The organism is Streptococcus sp. GP0011 (assembly GCF_030546305.1).
GTDB lineage: Bacteria > Bacillota > Bacilli > Lactobacillales > Streptococcaceae > Streptococcus.
Genome location: NZ_JAUONR010000001.1, coordinates 162,146 through 181,486, shown reverse-complemented (window position 1 = coordinate 181,486; position 19,341 = coordinate 162,146). Strand labels below are relative to the sequence as shown.

Genomic DNA, 19,341 nt, shown 5'->3' with positions numbered 1-19,341 from the left:
TATTGAGACAAAAATTGCCTCAATTCTTAAAGAAGCGACCGATGGCCGCTTCCTAAGAAATGACTTTTATCCATTATTTTTCAGGAACTTTTACGCTTCCGTCAAGGATTTTAGCTTTTGCATCTTCAACAGCTTTTTTACCTTCTTCTGAAAGGTTTGTTACTGCTAGCTCAACCCCTTTATCTTTCAATGAGTAAACAATCACTTGTCCACCAGGGAATTCACCTTTTTCTGTTTTGTTGGCAATATCTTTTACAGTTGTACCGACTTGTTTCAATGTAGATACAAGAACGAAGTTAGATTCTTTACCATCTTTAGAAGTGTATTTACCTTCTGCTGCTTGGTCACGGTCTACACCGATAACCCAAACTTTTTCGTTTTCATTTTTGTTTTCGTTCAATGATTTTGCTTCAGCAAAGACACCAGCACCTGTACCACCAGCTGCTTGGTAGACAACGTCTGCACCGGCAGCATATTGAGCTGCTGCAATTGTTTTACCTTTGGCAGCATCACCAAATGAACCAGCGTAGTCAACTTGAACTTTGATAGATGGGTCTACTGATTCAACTCCAGCTTTGAATCCAGCTGCAAAACGTGAAATAACTTCAGATTCGATACCACCTACAAAACCAACTTGTTTTGTTTTCGTAGTTTTCGCTGCTGCAACACCAGCAAGGTAAGCTGCTTCGTTATCCGCAAATCTTACGCTCGCAACATTCTTTTGACCTTCAATCACATCATCAATCAAGACATAGTTTAGGTCAGAGTGGTCTTTTGCTGCTTCCTCAACTGCATTGTGAAGAGCAAAACCAACACCGAAGATCAGGTTGTAACTTCCAGCCGCTTGTTGCAAGTTGTTAGCATAGTCTGCTTCGCTTGTTGATTGGAAGTAAGTGTAACCTTTATCTTTAGAAAGATTGTGTTCTTTACCCCAGTCTTGCAAACCTTCCCAAGCTGATTGGTTAAATGATTTATCATCAACACCACCAGTATCTGTTACGATTGCTGCTTTGGTCTTCATTTCTGATGAAGATGAAGCGGCGTTACGAGAAGAGCGGTTACCACATGCAGCAAGTCCAACTGCTGCTACTGCAACTAGACCAAGGCCTAGCCATTGTTTCTTGTTCATTACTGAACCTCCTAAATAAGATGTGCAACGATGTTGCAAGTATGGATTGGTTGGCCACAAGGACCGCATCACTCAGAGAGTGACTCAGACTAATTTAAGTCTGTAAATGAGTATGGAAGTAACTCCCCGACCGTCATCTCGACCGTCGATTGATCTTTAGCGACTAAGGTCACTTTTAGATCTTGTTCAAAAAATTCAACCATGACCTGGCGACAAGCACCACATGGCGAGATGGGTTTTTCAGTTTGTCCGTAGACAATCAACTCTGAAAACTCCCGTTGCCCCTCCGAAACTGCTTTAAAAATAGCAGTACGTTCTCCACAATTAGTCAAAGGATAGCTAGCATTCTCGATGTTCACACCCGTATAAATACTACCATCCTTGGCTACTAAGACAGCTCCGATGGGAAAGTGAGAATAGGGGACATAGGCTTGTTTGCTGGTTTCAATTGCTAGTTCAATCAACTCAGTAGTCGCCATCTGCCAATTCTCCTTTTAAGATTGCTACACCAGCAGATGTTCCGATACGGGTAGCGCCTGCTTCCACAAAAGCGACAGCATCTGCATATGAACGAGCTCCACCAGCCGCCTTAACTCCCATATCTGACCCGACTGTTTTACGCATCAACTGAACATCCTCTATAGTGGCACCACCAGTTGAAAATCCAGTTGATGTTTTGACAAAGTCAGCGCCTGCTTTCTGGGATAATTGGCAAGCCACAACCTTTTCATCGTCTGTCAACAAGCAAGCTTCAATAATGACCTTAACCAACTTGTCACCACTTGCTTCTACGACAGCACGGATGTCCGATTCAACCAAATCCAGATTTCCTGATTTGAGAGCACCAACATTGATAACCATATCAATCTCATCCGCACCGTTTTGAACAGCTTCTTTTGTTTCAAAAGCTTTCACAGCTGAAGTTGTTGCTCCCAAAGGAAAACCTACTACTGTACAAACTTTTACATCTGAGCCTTCAAGCCCTGTTTTCGCATGTTTCACCCATGTGGGATTAACACAAACGCTGGCAAAGTCATACTCACGCGCTTCAGATAGCAAACGATCAATTTGTTCTTGACTTGCATCTTGCTTTAAAAGCGTATGATCAATATATTTATTTAACTTCATATTCGGATTCTCCCTGGTTTTATGAGATAATTTCTATAATTTCTCGTAAACTTTGCACTCCATCATTTATTTTAACATATTTTTGAAATTCTGTAACTAGTTCAGAAGAAATTTTTCCATTTGTATAAACTTTTGCAACAATTTCCCCTTTTTGAACGGAGTCTCCAACCTTCTTCTCAAAAACAATCCCTGTTTCATAGTCCAAGTCATCAGACTTGACTGCACGACCAGCTCCTAGTCTCATGGCATAGAGGCCAAATTCCATTGCAGGAAGAGCTGAAATAACACCCGTATCTTGAGCTGGAATTTCCACCACATGGGCAACTTTGACGGGGCGATAGAGATCTTCTAAATCACCGCCTTGTGCTGCTACCATTTCTTCAAACTTAGCCAGTGCTTGGCCATTTTCCAGGTGTTGACGGATTTCCTCAATCGTTTTTTCAACATCAGCCAAGCCAAGCATAATCTGAGCTAGCTCGCAGATAAAGTGACTAATATCTTCTCGGCCATTTCCTTGGAGAATCTCGATTGCCTCAAGGATTTCGAGACGATTGCCAATGGCTCTTCCCAAGGGTTGGCTCATATCGGTAATGACTGCTACCGTCTTTCGACCAACTGCCTTACCAAGATCCACCATGGTTTGAGCCAATTCGCGCGCCTCATCAACCGTCTTCATGAAGGCACCCTCACCGACCGTTACGTCTAGCAAAATGGCATCCGCTCCTGCAGCAATTTTCTTGCTCATCACCGAACTCGCAATCAAAGGAATCGTGTCTACAGTTGCTGTCACATCTCGGAGGGCATAGAGAAGTTTGTCTGCTTTAACCAGCTGATCTGACTGCCCAATGACAGATACACCAATGTCCTGTACCTGACGAATGAAATCTTCTTGACTTCGTTCGACTTGATAGCCCTTAATGGACTCCAATTTATCAATCGTCCCACCAGTATGGCCAAGACCACGACCACTCATTTTAGCAACGGGCACTCCGAAACTTGCAACAAGGGGAGCCAAAATCAAGGTCACCTTATCACCTACACCACCAGTCGAATGCTTGTCAACCTTAACCCCCTCAATAGCTGACAAATCAAACTCCTGACCTGTCTTGACCATATTCATCGTCAGGTCAGAAATCTCACGTGTGGTCATTCCTTTAAAATAAACAGCCATAGCAAAAGCAGACATCTGATAGTCTGGAACAGTTCCAGCCACATAGCCTTCTACCAGCCATTTGATTTCATTTGAAGTCAGTTCTTGACCATCTCGTTTCTTTTGGATTAAATCAACTGCTCTCATTCTTTCACACTTCTAAGGATATAGTATCCCTTATCTTTCTTTACGATTTCACAATTTCCAAAAACGTCTTCCATCTTATTTCTAGCACTTGGAGCTCCTTGTTTTTTCTGAATGACGATGGTTAAATCTCCTCCGTCTTTCAAGAAATCTCTGCTCTTTTCGATAATCTCATGAACAACTTGCTTGCCCGCTCGAATCGGCGGATTGGAAATAACATGGTCAAACTTTCCTTCAACATGTTCATAGATATTGGATTGGAAAATCGTTGCTTCTACTTTATTACGCTCAGCATTTTGACGCGCTAAGTCTAGAGCGCGATTATTGATATCGACCATGGTTACCTGAGCTCCATAAGCCTTGGCTAACGACAAACCCAATGGCCCATAACCACAACCTACATCAAGGACCGTCTCTCCTTCATTTACCTCTAGACACTTGAGCAAGAGCTGACTCCCAAAGTCAACCATTTTCTTGCTAAAAACACCCGCATCCGTCAAAAAGGTCATGTTTTTTCCCAACAACTCCACTCTCAACTCATGAATGTCGTGTGCAGCATCAGGATTTTCTGCATAATACATTTTACTCATAAAACTATTTTACCATAATTTAGCTTGAATTGTAAATCGTTTACAAAGTGATGATCAAATGAAAAAGACTGAAGAATCCTAGTCAAAAAACCTTTTCTTCAATCTCTTTCAATTATTAGAAATACATTACAATCTATCGGGAACTACAAATTATCATAGTCAGGAAAAACAGATCGCCTGTAATCAAGCGCATTTTTATTACTATTTCTTAACCTTAAAATACTTTATTATCAACAAGATTCCCAATATGATGTTTAGATAAAAACCCAACTGATAAGTTTGTGTCAAGATTTCCAAACTTGTCCAAAGTCGTATCAAATCTTCTAGTGACATACGGAATAGATATCCTTCTGTAGCAATCCACAAAATCAAAAATAGATAACTACCAGCAGCAAGCCATTTCGTCCACTGCTTTTTTACTAGCCAGGCAATCAAGAGCGAACAGATAAAGACAACTGTTACAATGGCATGTTCCATCAAAAAAGTAAAACCGTAATAGATTTCCACAAAGCGTCTACCATTATCCGCATTCGCACCCCTTATAAAAGGTAGTGCAAAACTTAAAATAAAACAGAGTTCCAATATATAACGTTTTAAGATTTTCATGACACACCTCCAATAAATTGTGAACCAAAAAGCTCACTTTTAATAACTGATAAGTCTTCAGAAACCATTCCCTATCTCATCATTAAATTATTCAACCTCCATCTACCTCTATTATACGATATTGACTTACTACCATCAAGAAACCGCTTTATTTTTTTAGCTTTTTATGGTATGATAAACAAAATATCTAGGGGAAAACAAATGACCAACGAATTTTTACATTTTGAAAAAATCAGCCGCCAGACTTGGCAATCATTGCATCGCAAAACTACCCCCCCTTTGACAGAGGAAGAGTTAGAATCCATCAAGAGTTTCAATGACCAGATTAGTCTACAGGACGTAACAGATGTCTATCTTCCCCTAGTTCATCTTATCCATATTTACAAGCGCACCAAGGATGATTTGGCTTTTTCAAAAGGAATTTTTCTCCAACGTGAAAGCAAATCTCAGCCTTTTATCATTGGGGTTTCTGGAAGCGTTGCTGTGGGGAAATCTACTACTAGTCGCTTGATTCAGATTCTACTATCACGCACTCTCCCAGATGCTACTGTAGAATTGGTGACAACTGACGGTTTTCTCTATCCCAATCAAACCTTGATAGACCAAGATATCTTAAATCGCAAAGGTTTTCCTGAAAGTTATGATATGGAAACCTTGCTGAATTTTCTTGACCGCCTAAAGAATGGGCAAGATGTCGATATTCCTGTCTATTCTCATGAAGTGTATGACATTGTTCCTGGAGAGAAGCAACGTGTCAAAGCTGCTGATTTTGTCATTGTCGAGGGCATCAATGTCTTTCAAAACCCTCAAAATGAGCGCCTTTACATCACTGATTTCTTTGATTTCTCCATCTATGTGGATGCAGCAGTTGAGGACATTGAAAGTTGGTATCTGGATCGTTTCTTAAAACTCCTCAGCTTTGCCCAAAATGATCCCAACAGCTACTACCACCGCTTTACGCAAATGCCAATTGGAGAAGTTGAAGCCTTTGCACATCAGGTTTGGACCAGTATTAATCTCACAAATCTACAAAACTATATCGAACCGACAAGGAATCGCGCCGAGGTCATTCTCCACAAGACTAAAAACCATGAAATCGATGAAATTTACCTAAAAAAATAATTTCCCCTTGTCAAAACCTAAGTTTTCATATATAATGGTATAGTTAGTAAATATGGAGGTAAGAACATTGGCAAACATTAAATCAGCTATCAAACGCGCTGAATTGAACGTTAAACAAAACGAAAAAAACTCAGCTCAAAAATCAGCTATGCGTACTGCTATCAAAGCTTTCGAAGCAAACCCTTCTGAAGAACTTTTCCGTGCTGCTAGCTCAGCTATCGACAAAGCAGAAACTAAAGGTTTGATTCATAAAAACAAAGCAAGCCGCGATAAAGCTCGTCTTTCAGCTAAACTTGCTAAATAAGAAACAGTCCATAGAGGCTGTTTTTTTGTCCTCTAATCAGAAAAGGTAGAAAATGAAAATAGCAATCATCGGATATTCTGGATCAGGCAAGTCAACTCTGGCAGAAAGGTTATCTAGCCACTACTCCATCCCCAAACTGCATATGGACACACTCCAATTTCAACCTGGTTGGCAAGACAGTGACCGCGAATGGATGTTGACCGAGATGAAAAACTTTCTCACAAAGCATGAAACTTGGGTCATCGATGGTAACTACTCTTGGTGTTGCTATGAAGAAAGAATGCTGGAAGCTGACAAAATCATCTTTCTCAATTTTTCACCATGGACTTGTCTCTTTCGAGCCTTTAAACGGTATCTCACATACCGAGGCAAGGTCAGAGAAAGTATGGCAGCAGGCTGTCCTGAACGCTTTGACTGGGAATTTATCCGATGGATTCTCTGGGATGGGCGGACAAAGAATGCCAAAGAACGCTATCAGCAGGTTCAAGAAACCTATCCAGATAAAGTAATTGTCCTCCGGTCTCAAAAGGAGATGGACCACTTCTTAGAAAATCTCGTACATAACAAGAAAAACCAACGTGTCTAACGTTGATTTTTTGCTATTATCCAATCACACTTCCATTTGGTACAGCTGGATCAACTGTGAGAAGGGTTAATTGTCCATCATGTTCAGCTGAGAGGATCATTCCTTGGCTGACATATTTCTTCATCATCTTGCGTGGTTTGAGGTTGGCAACGATTTGGACTTTCTTGCCGACCAATTCTTGTTCGTTTGGATAGTATTTGGCAATTCCTGAGAGGATTTGACGGTCTTCACCATCACCAGCATCTAGGCGGAATTGGAGCAACTTGTCAGAACCTTCCACTTTAGACACTTCTTTGACTTCTGCGACACGGATTTCGACCTTATCAAAGTCTTCAAACTTGATTTCATCCTTGTTGAGTTTGAGTTCAACTTCATCTGGATTCCATTCTTTTTCGACTGCTGGTTTGTTGCCTTCCATTTGTTCCTTGATATAGGCAATCTCTTCTTCCATGTCCAGACGTGGGAAGATTGGTGTTCCTTTAGCAACAACAGTCACACCTGCAGGGAAATCTGCCAAACTCAAGTTTTCTAGGCTAGAAACTTCTGCTAGACCAAGCTGAGTCAAAACCGCACGACTAGTTTCCATCATAAATGGCTCAATTAAGTGCGCTACAATGCGAAGGCTGGCTGCCAAGTGGCTCATAACACTTGCCAATTGATCACGAAGCGCTTCATCCTTAGCCAAGACCCATGGGACTGTCTCATCGATGTATTTGTTGGTACGAGAGATAAGAGTCCAGACTGCTTCAAGAGCACGTGGGTAGTCAACTGCTTCCATGTGTTTATGGTAGTCTGCGATTGCTTGTTCTGCAACCTCAGCAAGAGCATTATCAAACTCTGTTACACCCTCTACATAGGCAGGGATTTGACCATCAAAGTACTTATTGATCATGGAAACCGTACGGTTAAGGAGGTTTCCTAGGTCATTTGCCAATTCATAGTTGATACGACCTACATAGTCTTCTGGAGTGAAGGTTCCGTCTGAACCAACTGGAAGGCTACGCATGAGATAGTAACGAAGTGGATCGAGACCATAGCGTTCTACTAACATTTCAGGATAAACGACATTCCCTTTAGACTTAGACATCTTACCGTCTTTCATGACAAACCAACCATGGGCAATCAAGCGGTCAGGTAATTTAACATCCAACATCATAAGAAGGATTGGCCAGTAGATGGAGTGGAAACGAAGGATGTCTTTTCCGACCATTTGGAAGACTGTTCCGTTCCAGAACTTGTCAAAGTTACCATGCTCATCTTGACCGTAACCAAGAGCTGTCGCATAGTTAAGAAGGGCATCGATCCAAACGTAGACAACGTGTTTTGGATTTGACGGGACAGGAACACCCCAGGTAAAGGTTGTACGAGACACTGCCAAATCTTCTAAACCTGGCTCGATGAAGTTACGTAGCATTTCATTGAGACGGCCATCTGGAGTGATGAAGTCAGGATGAGATTTGAAAAAATCTACCAAACGGTCTTGGTATTTGCTGAGGCGAAGGAAGTAAGACTCTTCAGAAACCCATTCAACCTCATGACCTGATGGGGCAATACCACCCGTTACATTTCCAGCTTCATCACGGAAAACTTCTGCAAGCTGGCTTTCTGTAAAGAATTCCTCATCTGAGACTGAATACCAACCAGAATATTCACCTAGGTAGATGTCATCTTGAGCAAGCAAGCGTTCAAAAACTTGCGCCACTACTTTTTCATGGTAGTCATCAGTTGTACGGATAAATTTATCATATGAGATATCAAGTAATTGCCAGAGTTCTTTAACTCCAACTGCCATCCCATCAACATAGGCTTGTGGTGTAATTCCAGCTTCTTCCGCTTTTTGCTGGATTTTCTGACCATGCTCGTCAAGACCTGTCAGATAAAAGACATCATAGCCCATGAGGCGTTTGTATCGAGCTAGGACATCACAAGCGATGGTTGTGTAGGCAGAACCGATATGAAGTTTACCAGATGGATAGTAAATCGGTGTTGTAATATAAAAATTCTTTTCAGACATAATTTTTCCTTTCCAGGCAAATGAAACCTGATTTTCTAACACTTCATTATATCATATTTTTAGTGATTTTCGATAGGAAAATCCATACAAAAACAAGATAGACAACTGTCCATCTTGTTTTTTTCTGTTCTATATCTTATTCATAACGAAGGGCTTCAATCGGATCAAGTTTAGACGCTTTATTGGCTGGCAAGACTCCGAAAATCATCCCAACACTTGCTGACACAGCCAAGCTAAAGAGAGCGATTGGGAGGGAAACCCCAACTTCAATACCTGCAATCATGTTTTGAAGCAATACTCCAGCTAACATGGTCATTCCAGCAGCAATCCCAAGACCAATGACACCACCTAACAAAGTCAGGATCATGGATTCAATCAAAAACTGTACCAAGATATTAGCCCGAGTAGCTCCGAGAGCTTTCCGCAGACCAATCTCACGTGTGCGTTCTGTCACCGAAACCAGCATGATATTCATAACACCAGTTCCCCCGACAAAGAGAGAGATTCCTGCGATGGCACTGATAATGGTGGTCATAAAACCAAAGAGTTGTTGTACTTCTTGGAAGGCAGCGGTTGCATCCGCAACTTGGTACTCCCCTTGCTGAAGACCAGCAATCTCAGTCAGTTTTCGAGCCAACTCCGGACCCAAGGTCTGCGTTAGACTAGTATCATTGACACGAAAGACGATGTTCGAAATTTCATCAGTATTAAAATTGGCTGCGAGAGAAATATTGGTCGTAATTGGAAGACCACCAATCCCAAAGGCTTTAGCAGTTTTGGCTTCATTGCTGGTATAAACGCCAATCACACGGTAACTAAATTCATTAACAGAGATGATTTGATTTACCGCAGCTTCTGGACTATCAAACAAACTCTTGGCTAGTTCTTCATCCAACAAAATCACACTGGCAAATTCCTTGTAGTCTTGCTGTCTTAGACTTCTACCCGCAACGATTTCATTTTCAACTGCGTTCATGTAGGTGCTATTTCCGCCTGTCAGAGTCGCTCGTTCAACCTTCTTATCCTTATAAGACAAGGTAACGTTGGTCGAGTTGGTGACATAGTAACTGTCTACTCCTTTGAGTTTGGCAGCTTCCTTGACCCAGGATTCTAGTGGTTTTGGTGGTTCAACATGAACATCCTCTTCTTTCCCGCTGACTGTCAAAGCGGATTGTTTCTGCGTAAAGGAGCCGTCCTTGCTTTTGATAGGTGAGAAAAAGACATGGATATCCTTCTGTGATTTGGTCATGTTTTTATTGACCTGACGAGACATGGAGTCTCCCAGAGCCATGATGACAACGACAGACGAAACTCCGATGATAATCCCAATCATGGTGAGGAAGGAACGCATCTTGTGGGCCATGATGGATGAAAAGGCAAATTTCAGATTCTGCATCTAGTTTTCCTCCTTTTCTACCAGAGCACTGTCTGATGAGATGACCCCATCACGAATGACAATTTGGCGTTTGGCATAAGCAGCAATCTCAGGCTCGTGCGTGACCATGATAATGGTTTTCCCTTCCTTGTTTAACTCAACCAACAGCTGCATGATTTGATTTCCTGTCTTGGTATCCAAGGCTCCTGTGGGTTCGTCCGCTAGGATGATAGAGGGATTATTTACCAAGGCACGCGCAATCGCTACACGTTGCTTTTGACCACCTGATAACTCGGAAGGCAAATGATGACTGCGCTCCGCCAGCTCAACTTTTTCCAGAAATTCCTCAGCCAATTTCCGACGTTTTGAAGCCGAAACACCAGCGTAAATCAAGGGCAATTCGACATTTTGAAGAGCATTAAGCTTGGACAAGAGAAAGAACTGCTGAAAGACAAAGCCGATTTGCTGGTTACGGACCTTGGCCAATTGTTTCTCTCCAAGACCTGCCACTTCTTGGCCATCAAGATAGTACTCTCCACTAGTTGGTGTATCCAACATTCCTATGGTATTCATCAACGTAGACTTACCAGAACCAGATGGTCCCATAATGGCAACAAACTCACCTTCATGAACTTCTAAGTTAATATTTTTTAGGACCTGTAGTTCTTGCTCACCATTTCGATAACTCCTGCAGATATTTTTTAGACTAATTAATTTTTTCATCATCCTTCACCTCTTTTCCTTCTTCCAAGGAAGATGTTGGATTACTGATGACCTTGGCTCCGTCTGTCACACCTGAAGTAATTTCTTGGTTGTCTGCGTCCGCATTCCCCAAAGTAACTTCTACCTTCTTCGCTTTTTTCTGGTCGTCAACGATCCAGACATAGTTTTTGTCATTTTCGGTAACAACACTTGTCAAAGGAACAAGGATGGCCTTACTCTTATTTTTGACTTCCACACTGACAGAGAAGCCTTGTTTCAACTCACCGATATCGCTGGTCACATCAACAGTATAAGGGTACTTAGAGCCAGTATTTCCTCCAAGGGCTGCATTTGCTGCTTCTCCATTGTTTTTAGGATAATCAGAAATATAGCTGATTTTTCCAGTCCAGCTCTTATCTTGGTAAACCTTCGAAGTAAAGGTAACTTCTTGCCCAACAGAAAGGTTAGCAAGGTTGTATTCAGACAACTCCCCTTTGACCTGCAAGTTTTCATTACTTACGACATGTACTACCACTTGGCTATTACCTGTTGGCGATTTGGAAACATTACGATTAACTTCAACTACAGTCCCTTCTAGTGTACTGAGGACAGTTGCGGCATCTAGCTGTGCTTGAGCCTTGTTGAGCTGAGCCACAGCATCTGCACGGTTATCCTTGGCATCACTGATTTGAGAGTCGATAGAGGATACTGAAGAAGTCGCTGCTTGCGCTTGTTCTGGGAGTCCAGCTTCTGTTGGAACCTGTGGAGAAGCTGGTGTAGCTGATGCATTTTCACGAGCCTTGTTTAACTCCTCGATATGACGGTCTGCCTTTGCAACTGCACGATCGGCTGCATCATAGGCAGCTTGAGCATCTGCACTGCTGTATTTGACCAAAGCTTGCCCTTCTTCGACCTTGTCTCCAACCGAAACGAGAATTTCATCTAAATCTCCCTTACTAGCATCAAAATAAACGTATTGTTCATTTTTTGCTGTAACCGTACCTGACAAGAGGACCGATGAAGCAACAGAACCTTCCTTAGCAGTAACGATATGAGAGGTTTCCTCCTTGACTGCTGACTGGGAAGGTTGTCTAAAAATCAAAATCCCCGCAGCACCGATAACAATAGCACTGGCAACACCAATCGCTGTGTATAATTGCCATTTTTTTGCCTTCTTATTTCTTTTCATTTTTAAGCTCCTTTATTCTTTTGCCTTACAAAAACCATTATATCAGAAATACCAAGCCCAAACAATAACAGTTCAGATGGAAACAATGACAATTCAGGATCATTATTTCGTTCGGTATTCGTTTATTGGATTATTGTGCTAGATATATAATACAATATCTTTTTGAATTTGGCAAGCGTTTTTATAATTTTTTTATCGTAGCAGATTTTTGCATTCAAAAAATAAAAACGATAGAATATGACTATCAAAGCTATAAGGAGTTTTCTATGAGAGAATATGATATCATCGCCATCGGTGGAGGAAGCGGCGGCATTGCCACTATGAACCGCGCTGGCGAACACGGTGCAAAAGCTGCTGTTATCGAAGAGAAAAAATTAGGTGGAACCTGCGTCAATGTCGGCTGTGTTCCTAAAAAAATCATGTGGTATGGAGCGCAAATCGCTGAAAACTTCCACCACTACGGCCCTGACTACGGTTTTACAAGTTCAGATGTTCAATTTGATTTTACTAAACTTCGTCAAAACCGTGAAGCCTACATCGACCGTGCTCGCTCATCTTATGACGGAAGTTTCAAGCGCAATGGGGTTGATTTGATTGAAGGTCGTGCTCATTTCGTTGATGCTCATACGGTCAGCGTTAATGGTGAATTGATTCGTGCCAAGCATATCGTGATTGCGACTGGCGCTCGTCCAAGCATCCCAACTATTCCTGGAGCTGAACTCGGTGGCAGCTCAGACGATGTCTTTGCTTGGGAGCAACTTCCTGACTCCGTTGCGATTCTTGGAGCTGGCTATATCGCCGTTGAATTAGCAGGTGTTCTCCACGCACTAGGAGTAAAAACGGATTTGTTTGTCCGTCGTGATCGTCCCTTGCGTGGTTTTGACAGCTACATCGTTGAAGGACTTGTCAATGAAATGGAAAAAACAGGTCTACCTTTACACACACATAAGGTACCAGCCAAACTAGAAGAATCAGAGCAAGGTATTACCATTCATTTCGAAGATGGTTCTAGTCACACTGCCAGCCAAGTTATCTGGGCTACCGGTCGCCGTCCAAATGTAGACGGTCTGGAGTTAGAAAAGGCTGGCGTCACACTCAACCAACGTGGATTTATCCAAGTAGATGAATACCAAAATACAGTTGTAGATGGCATCTATGCTCTTGGAGATGTTACTGGTGAGAAGGAACTGACCCCGGTAGCCATCAAGGCAGGACGTACCTTATCTGAACGCCTCTTCAACGGGAAAACAAATGCCAAGATGGACTACACGACTATCCCTACTGTTGTCTTCTCCCACCCAGCAATCGGAACAGTCGGTTTGACCGAGGATCAAGCTATCAAAGAATACGGCCAAGATAACATCAAAGTCTACAAGTCAAGCTTTGCATCTATGTACTCAGCCGTTACAAGCCATCGTCAAGAGTCTCGCTTCAAACTCATCACCGCCGGTGCTGACGAAAAAGTTGTTGGACTTCACGGACTTGGTTACGGAGTGGATGAGATGATTCAAGGATTTGCGGTTGCCATCAAGATGGGAGCAACCAAGGCGGACTTTGATGCTACAGTAGCTATCCACCCAACCGCTTCAGAAGAATTTGTAACCATGCGCTAATTATCGCAAGAGACCTCTTGAGGTCTCTTTTTACTTGTAAAATCGGCCGTTACAAAATTGTTACCTTGATTTCAAAAATAGGTTGACTTTTCTTTCTGAGTTAGTATAATAGTTACTATAATTTTGAAAAGAGGTTAACAGTTTTGAAAAAAGCTCATATATATGCTATCCCTGCTATCGGTGCAGCTCTCATCGCCGTATTGGCACAAATCAGTCTCCCTATCGGTCCTGTACCTTTCACTTTGCAAAACTTTGCGATTGGTCTGATTGCTACTGTTTTTAGACCCAGAGAAGCTGTTCTATCTGTAGCTCTCTATCTCTTGCTGGGTGCCATTGGTTTACCTGTTTTTGCAGGGGGAGGAGCTGGATTTCACGTTTTAGTCGGCCCAAGTGCAGGCTATCTTTGGTTCGACCTTGTCTATGCTGGACTTACATCTTATCTCATCCATCAAAAAAGTGGCTACATTCGCATTTTCCTAGCCAACCTCTTGGGTGACTCCCTCGTCTTTGTCGGAGGTATTCTCAGCCTCCACTTCCTTGCTGGTATGCCACTTGACAAGGCACTCGCTGTTGGCGTCCTTCCCTTTATCCTCCCTGATCTTGGTAAGATTATTGCCATTAGTTTCATTAGTCGTCCCCTACTCGAACGATTGAAAAGTCTTCCATATTTTTCAAGATAAAAGAATAGTCCAGAACAATTGTTCTGGACTATTTCCTTTCCAATTACTTTCTAAGAACTAACTGAAAATTAACTCTCTTTTAGAGATTATTTATTTTTACGGCTTACAAAGTACAATCCACCAGTCACTGCCATCAAAGCAAGTCCTGCAACTACTGCTGCGTTAGATGCTTTTTCACCAGTGTTAGGAAGTTGAGGTTTTGGACCTGGTTTTCCTGGTTCATTTGGTTTACCTGGTGTTGGTTTTTCAGGAGTGTGTGTATTTGTAACGTTCATACCTTTTTCTTCTGCTGTGTACCCATTCACAGTACCAACTTCTTTGACAGTGTACTCGATTGGTTTACCATTTGCGTAACGATCAAGGCCTGTAAACTCGAAGGCCCACTCGTTATCTGATAGAGCTGTTGCCTTTGTAACAGTTACAGTCTTACCAGTTTCTTTACCGTTGGCAAGAAGTGCTACAGTAATTGAGTCTGGACGAATACCGTCTTTATTATTAGCATCATCCCAGATCTTCTTACCTTTCACAGTAATTTTCTCTGGTGTATGTTCGTTAGTAATCGTATACTTACCGTCTTTTTCTGGAGTAATTGTTGAAGTATATTCTTTCACAGCTACTTCTTTGACAGTGTACTTGATTTCTGTACCATTTTCATACTTAGGAAGTGCTTTTGATTCGAACTTCCAACCAGTAGCTTCTGAAACTTCAATTTCTTGAACGAGTTCAGCTTTTTCGCCTTCCCCCTTAAAGATTTGAACTTTCACTTTATCTGTACGTTTACCGTCTTGGTTGTTGTTATCTTTCCAAACCTTAGTTCCTGAAAGGATAACTGTTTCTGGATTATGAGTGTTTGTCACTACTTGACCAGTTACAGAGGCTTCATAACCAGCTGGTACATCCACTTCCTTGATTGAGTAAGTGATTTCTTTACCAGCTTCGTATTGTGGAAGATTTGTGAAGGATGCTACCCAAGTGTTAGCGTCTGTCTTATCCTTAGCTGTCAAGGTCAATTTCTTACCTTCAACGGCTACTGGATCAGCATCTCCTACTTTTTTATAAAGTTGAACCGTTACTGACTCAGGACGTTTACCGTCTTGGTTATTCGCGTCGTTCCATACTTTTGTTACTTTGTAGTCGATTGCTTTAGGAGCATATTTGTTTGTGATCGTAAAGTCTGTAATCGTTGATTCGTATTCTGCTACGGCATCTTCTGTTACAGTGTATTTGATTTCTTTACCATCTTTATATTTTGCTAATTTCGTGAATTCGACAGTCCAAGTTCCGTCTGCGGCTGCTTGAACTTCTTTCGATTCAACTTTCTGACCGTCTGCTAAAAGATTGATTGTAATCTTGGTTGGACGTTTACCGTCTTGGTTGTTTGCGTCATCCCAGTTCTTAGTTGCTTTTACATCAACTGTTTCTGGAGAATAGCTATTTGTGATGGTGAATCCTGATGCAGCGTCACCAGTAACGTCAGAAGTGTAACCAGTAACAGTTACTTCTACTACAGTGTACTGGATAGGTATTCCGCCTTTATCAGCATCAAGATTTGTGAAGCTTCCTGCCCAACCGTTTGCTTCAGTCAATTCAAGTGTTTTACCTGTATCTTGACCATCTGCAAGCAATTTAACTGTGATAGAAGTTGGACGTTTACCGTCTTGGTTGTTTGCGTCCTTCCATACTTTCTTCACAGGAACTTCAGTTTTCGCTGGAGTGTATTTGTTTGTAAATACAAGATCGTTAGCTTCTTTTGAAGCAGTTGCTTTCAATTCAGTTGCACTTACTTTCACAACAGTTACTTCAACTTCTTGAACTGTCTTATCGTAAGTGATGCCTGTTTCAGTTCCAGCAACTTCAGAGATGGTATACTTGTGAGTTCCCACTTGGCTCTCATCATATGAGATTGGTGAGAATGTCACTGTTCCATCAGCAGCGTTTTTCACCGTTTCAACAACAGTTCCGTCTTCTTTCTTCAATTCAAAGCTGTATTTACCAGCTTCAAGGTCTTTACCTTCAAGAACTTTCTTAGCTCCAAGAGTTACACTTGTAGCCCCTGCTGGAGTGTAAGTGTTCTCAAATGCTTTTTCATCGTCGTAAGTAACAGTTGCTTCAAGGGCACCTTTACCATTGTCCGCTACAGTAACTGTAGCTGTGATTGTTTTCGAGTCGTACGTGATGCCTGTAGCAGTTCCAGCTTTTTCAGCAATCTTGTAAGTGAAAGTTCCAGCTTTATCGAATTCCAAGGCTGAGAACTTAACGTTTCCATCTTTGTCATTCTTGACTGTTTCTTTCACGTTACCATCTTGGTCTGTCAAAGTAAATTCAAACTCATCAGCTTTCAACTCACGACCAGTAAGTGTTTTCTTAACTGCAAGAGTAGCCGGAATTTTTGAAGCTCCGTAGCTGTTGTTGAACTCTTTGTCAGCTGGATAAGTTACGTTAGCAGTAAGTTTTCCTTCACCATCGTCTGTTACTTCTACTGTGACTTTAACTTCGAGACTATCGTATGTTACACCGTCAATAGTTTGTCCAGCGTTTGTTTCAACGATAGTGTACTTGTATGTTCCAGCTTTAGTGTATTCGATTGGTGCAAATGTGACCTTACCGTCAGCAGTGTTCTTCACTTTTTGAACTTCTGAACCATCTGCGTCATTCTTCAAGACAAACTCAAACTCATCAGCTTTCAAGGTACGACCTGAAAGAGCTTTTGTTACTTCAATAGGAGCTGACGTTTTCTTAGGAGCGTATGTGTTTTCAAAAGTCTTATCATCGTTTTCGTATGCGACAGCTGCAGATAATTTGCCTTCAGCATCTGCTGATACAGTAACTGTTACGCCAACAGGGTTGGCATCGTAAGTAACACCTTTTTCAGTTGTGTTCGCTTTTTTCTCAACAATGTGGTAGTTGTATGTACCAGCTTTGTCAAATGTTAATTCGGCAAAAATGATATTACCATCCACATCATTTGTTACTGTTTCAACAACTTTACCTGTCTTGTCATCGAACAAGTCAAATTCAAACTCACCAGCTTTCATAACACGACCAGTCAATTTTTTAATTGCTTGGATTTGAGCATTTACTGGCGTTGGGCCTTCGTTAGTGATTTCTTTGCCGTTAGTGTTATACTTAACAGTATAAGTTGCACCACTAGCACCATTAATAGTAGCACCTTCAGCAAGTGGGATACCTGTTCCGTCTTCCAACTCACGAACAGAGTAAACTAATTTGTTGCCATCTGTATCAAGTTCCGGTAATTGGTCTTTCCACTCATAAGTGTAGACACCATCATTTTCAGTTACAGTTGGTGTATAAGAACCAGTGACAGGTTTAGCGTCTGTTTCTGCTTCGCTTTCTTTACGAACATAAAGACCTACACTTACTTGTTTGTAGTCTCCTGCGTTACCCTTAGTCCATTTTTTAGTGGCTGTAAAGTCAACTGTTTTACGTTTGTTCGGAATGTTCAAGATAACAGGTTCACCAGTCATCTTAACTTCACGTTCTGTTTTATCTAGAATATATCCGTCTTTAGTGCGAACTTCTGTAACAACGTAAGTTCCGTTTGACAATACAGGTGTGATGGCAACACCGTTTTCATCTGTCTTGATAGTGTATTTCTTCGATTTGTCGTCTTTATTGACAATATCGAATTCAACATCTTTCAATTTAACATTAGCATCGCCTTCATCATATTTAACGATTTTAACTTTACCAGCAAGGTCAACCGAAACTGTCGCACCTACCGATTTAACAGCCAAAACTTCAGTTGAGTGCACTGTTTTGGTGTTTGTAGTACCATTCCATGATTTCCATGTTGGACGAGCTTCTCCATCTACAGTGATACCAGCTGAGTTTTTAACTTTTGTGCCATCAGCTGGGGTAGTTGTGTGATATTCGAGATGGAAAGCCTTTGTTCCCGTGTTGGTTGGCAAGAGCAGTTCGTAACCAAAACCACTGTTTGTAATCTTCAAAAGAGCTTTGTGATCTGAATCAGCCTTATAAGCAGCAGGATCGGTTGTTACTTGATAAGTTTCCAACTCACTAGCTAGGTCTGCCTTTGAAGTATTCGTTGATTCATAAGTAACGGCCTTAAGAACAAAGCTGTCTGCGATGAAGGTAGCCAAGGAACCGCCATCTTTATCAATAGCATCTTTAATAATAACAGTCTTACCTGTTAAATCTTCAGCCGCACGGTTGACACGCATCCACCACGCTACATAATTAACCGTACCGTTCGACCAACCACCTTTGTGGATAATCTCACCTTCAACATTAACGGCATCTTCATCTTTATAAGGTTTAAAGGTAATGGTTTGTGTACCCCCGGGGAGGTTATAGGTTACCGTGTTTTCCGTGCCCGTCGTCGTTGCATTTGACGCAACGGTAAAGGTTCCTTTTACATTTTGTTTATCTTCAACTTCTTTACTGAAAGTAAAAGTTATAACACCTGTTACGCTGTCGGCTACTACTTTACCCAGGACTTTATTACTTGAGGTATCAATCAAATCCAAAGTGGCATCTTTAAGAGACAAACCATCTGGAACTTTGATTGTGAAGTAATCCCCTTCTTTAATATCTCCGGCAGCTAAGCCAGGAAAAGCAAACTTCCCATTAAATAAAACACCTTTGTAAGTGCTTCCCTTAGCATGCCAGAAAATTTCATCAGCATTTCCTGTATCCTCAGCAAGGATTTTAACGTCTGAAAAGACAACTTTATTGGTGATGTCTGCTGCTTCGACTTGAGTTGTTTTAGCAAACACCCCCAAGAGCATCAGAGGAAAAAGAACTGTTAATAATAATTTTTTGAAATTTTTCTTTTTCATAATATTCCTTTCTAAATGATTGAAATTGATTGAATAGTGCATCGTCTTCTCCCCGTAAGCAACACCCCCTTTCAATCACGTAGATTAATTACATAGTTATGAGCCTTATACTATGTAATTTTGCTTGGGTAAAGAATATACTGTTAGCATTATTCAAAATATTAAATTCAATCTTTAGCAGGAGTATCA

At 41.5% G+C, this 19,341-nt stretch carries 16 protein-coding genes; 5 read left to right on the top strand and 11 right to left on the bottom strand.

What is annotated here, in order from left to right; genetic code table 11:
• Window positions 1–73 precede the first annotated feature (73 nt).
• The 6 genes from Q4443_RS00925 to Q4443_RS00900 form a co-directional block, all read right to left on the bottom strand.
• The gene (locus Q4443_RS00925) at window positions 74–1,129 is read right to left on the bottom strand and encodes a BMP family protein (RefSeq protein WP_001036150.1); all 1,056 of its coding nucleotides are present in this window, start codon (window positions 1,127–1,129) and stop codon (window positions 74–76) included.
• A gap of 89 nt (window positions 1,130–1,218) precedes the next feature.
• Complete coding sequence (locus tag Q4443_RS00920) at window positions 1,219–1,608, bottom strand: cytidine deaminase (RefSeq protein ID WP_049519639.1); 390 nt, start codon at window positions 1,606–1,608, stop codon at window positions 1,219–1,221.
• A complete protein-coding gene (gene deoC / locus Q4443_RS00915; protein WP_049519638.1) occupies window positions 1,595–2,257 on the bottom strand; it encodes a deoxyribose-phosphate aldolase in 663 nt (220 codons plus the stop codon). The genes Q4443_RS00920 and deoC overlap by 14 nt, the downstream gene beginning before the upstream one ends.
• Before the next feature lie 19 nt (window positions 2,258–2,276).
• A complete protein-coding gene (locus Q4443_RS00910; RefSeq protein WP_001202940.1) occupies window positions 2,277–3,554 on the bottom strand; it encodes a pyrimidine-nucleoside phosphorylase in 1,278 nt (425 codons plus the stop codon).
• Window positions 3,551–4,141 carry a class I SAM-dependent methyltransferase gene (locus Q4443_RS00905; protein ID WP_080978836.1) on the bottom strand — a complete coding sequence of 197 codons (591 nt, stop codon included), beginning with the start codon at window positions 4,139–4,141 and terminating at the stop codon, window positions 3,551–3,553. Before Q4443_RS00905 ends, Q4443_RS00910 begins: the two co-directional genes overlap by 4 nt.
• A gap of 201 nt (window positions 4,142–4,342) precedes the next feature.
• Entirely contained in the window at window positions 4,343–4,747 is a 405-nt protein-coding gene (locus Q4443_RS00900) for a hypothetical protein (protein ID WP_038805414.1), read from the bottom strand.
• Between the two features lie 201 nt (window positions 4,748–4,948).
• Between Q4443_RS00900 and coaA the strand changes: the two genes are divergently transcribed.
• From coaA to Q4443_RS00885, 3 genes are all read left to right on the top strand, one after another.
• Window positions 4,949–5,869 carry a type I pantothenate kinase gene (gene coaA / locus Q4443_RS00895; protein WP_000180519.1) on the top strand — a complete coding sequence of 307 codons (921 nt, stop codon included), beginning with the start codon at window positions 4,949–4,951 and terminating at the stop codon, window positions 5,867–5,869.
• A gap of 67 nt (window positions 5,870–5,936) precedes the next feature.
• Entirely contained in the window at window positions 5,937–6,173 is a 237-nt protein-coding gene (gene rpsT, locus Q4443_RS00890; protein WP_001274000.1) for a 30S ribosomal protein S20, read from the top strand.
• 52 nt (window positions 6,174–6,225) lie between these two features.
• Window positions 6,226–6,759 (top strand): DNA topology modulation protein, encoded by a 534-nt coding sequence (locus Q4443_RS00885; protein WP_049519632.1) that lies wholly within the window; start codon window positions 6,226–6,228, stop codon window positions 6,757–6,759.
• Between the two features lie 16 nt (window positions 6,760–6,775).
• On the opposite strand, the gene metG is transcribed toward Q4443_RS00885, so the two are convergent.
• The 4 genes from metG to Q4443_RS00865 all read right to left on the bottom strand — a co-directional run bounded on the left by metG (window position 6,776) and on the right by Q4443_RS00865 (window position 12,039).
• Window positions 6,776–8,773, bottom strand: coding sequence for a methionine--tRNA ligase (gene metG / locus Q4443_RS00880; protein WP_049519631.1), 1,998 nt, complete (start codon window positions 8,771–8,773; stop codon window positions 6,776–6,778).
• 136 nt (window positions 8,774–8,909) lie between these two features.
• Window positions 8,910–10,169, bottom strand: a complete 1,260-nt coding sequence (locus Q4443_RS00875; RefSeq protein WP_001180395.1) for an ABC transporter permease — start codon at window positions 10,167–10,169, stop codon at window positions 8,910–8,912.
• Window positions 10,170–10,871, bottom strand: a complete 702-nt coding sequence (locus Q4443_RS00870) for an ABC transporter ATP-binding protein (RefSeq protein WP_049519658.1) — start codon at window positions 10,869–10,871, stop codon at window positions 10,170–10,172. It abuts the gene before it with no gap.
• The gene (locus tag Q4443_RS00865; protein WP_000827877.1) at window positions 10,855–12,039 is read right to left on the bottom strand and encodes an efflux RND transporter periplasmic adaptor subunit; all 1,185 of its coding nucleotides are present in this window, start codon (window positions 12,037–12,039) and stop codon (window positions 10,855–10,857) included. Before Q4443_RS00865 ends, Q4443_RS00870 begins: the two co-directional genes overlap by 17 nt.
• Before the next feature lie 266 nt (window positions 12,040–12,305).
• Here Q4443_RS00865 and gor point away from each other — a divergent pair, with 266 nt between their 5' ends.
• Together gor and Q4443_RS00855 are read left to right on the top strand one after the other, a co-directional pair.
• Window positions 12,306–13,652 (top strand): glutathione-disulfide reductase, encoded by a 1,347-nt coding sequence (gene gor / locus Q4443_RS00860; RefSeq protein ID WP_049519629.1) that lies wholly within the window; start codon window positions 12,306–12,308, stop codon window positions 13,650–13,652.
• 143 nt (window positions 13,653–13,795) lie between these two features.
• On the top strand, window positions 13,796–14,332 hold the full coding sequence (locus Q4443_RS00855; protein ID WP_000709011.1) for a biotin transporter BioY: 537 nt from the start codon (window positions 13,796–13,798) through the stop codon (window positions 14,330–14,332).
• Window positions 14,333–14,418: 86 nt separating this feature from the next.
• Here Q4443_RS00855 and Q4443_RS00850 read toward each other — a convergent pair whose 3' ends face one another.
• Complete coding sequence (locus tag Q4443_RS00850) at window positions 14,419–19,152, bottom strand: Cna B-type domain-containing protein (protein ID WP_303407835.1); 4,734 nt, start codon at window positions 19,150–19,152, stop codon at window positions 14,419–14,421.
• Window positions 19,153–19,341 lie beyond the last annotated feature (189 nt).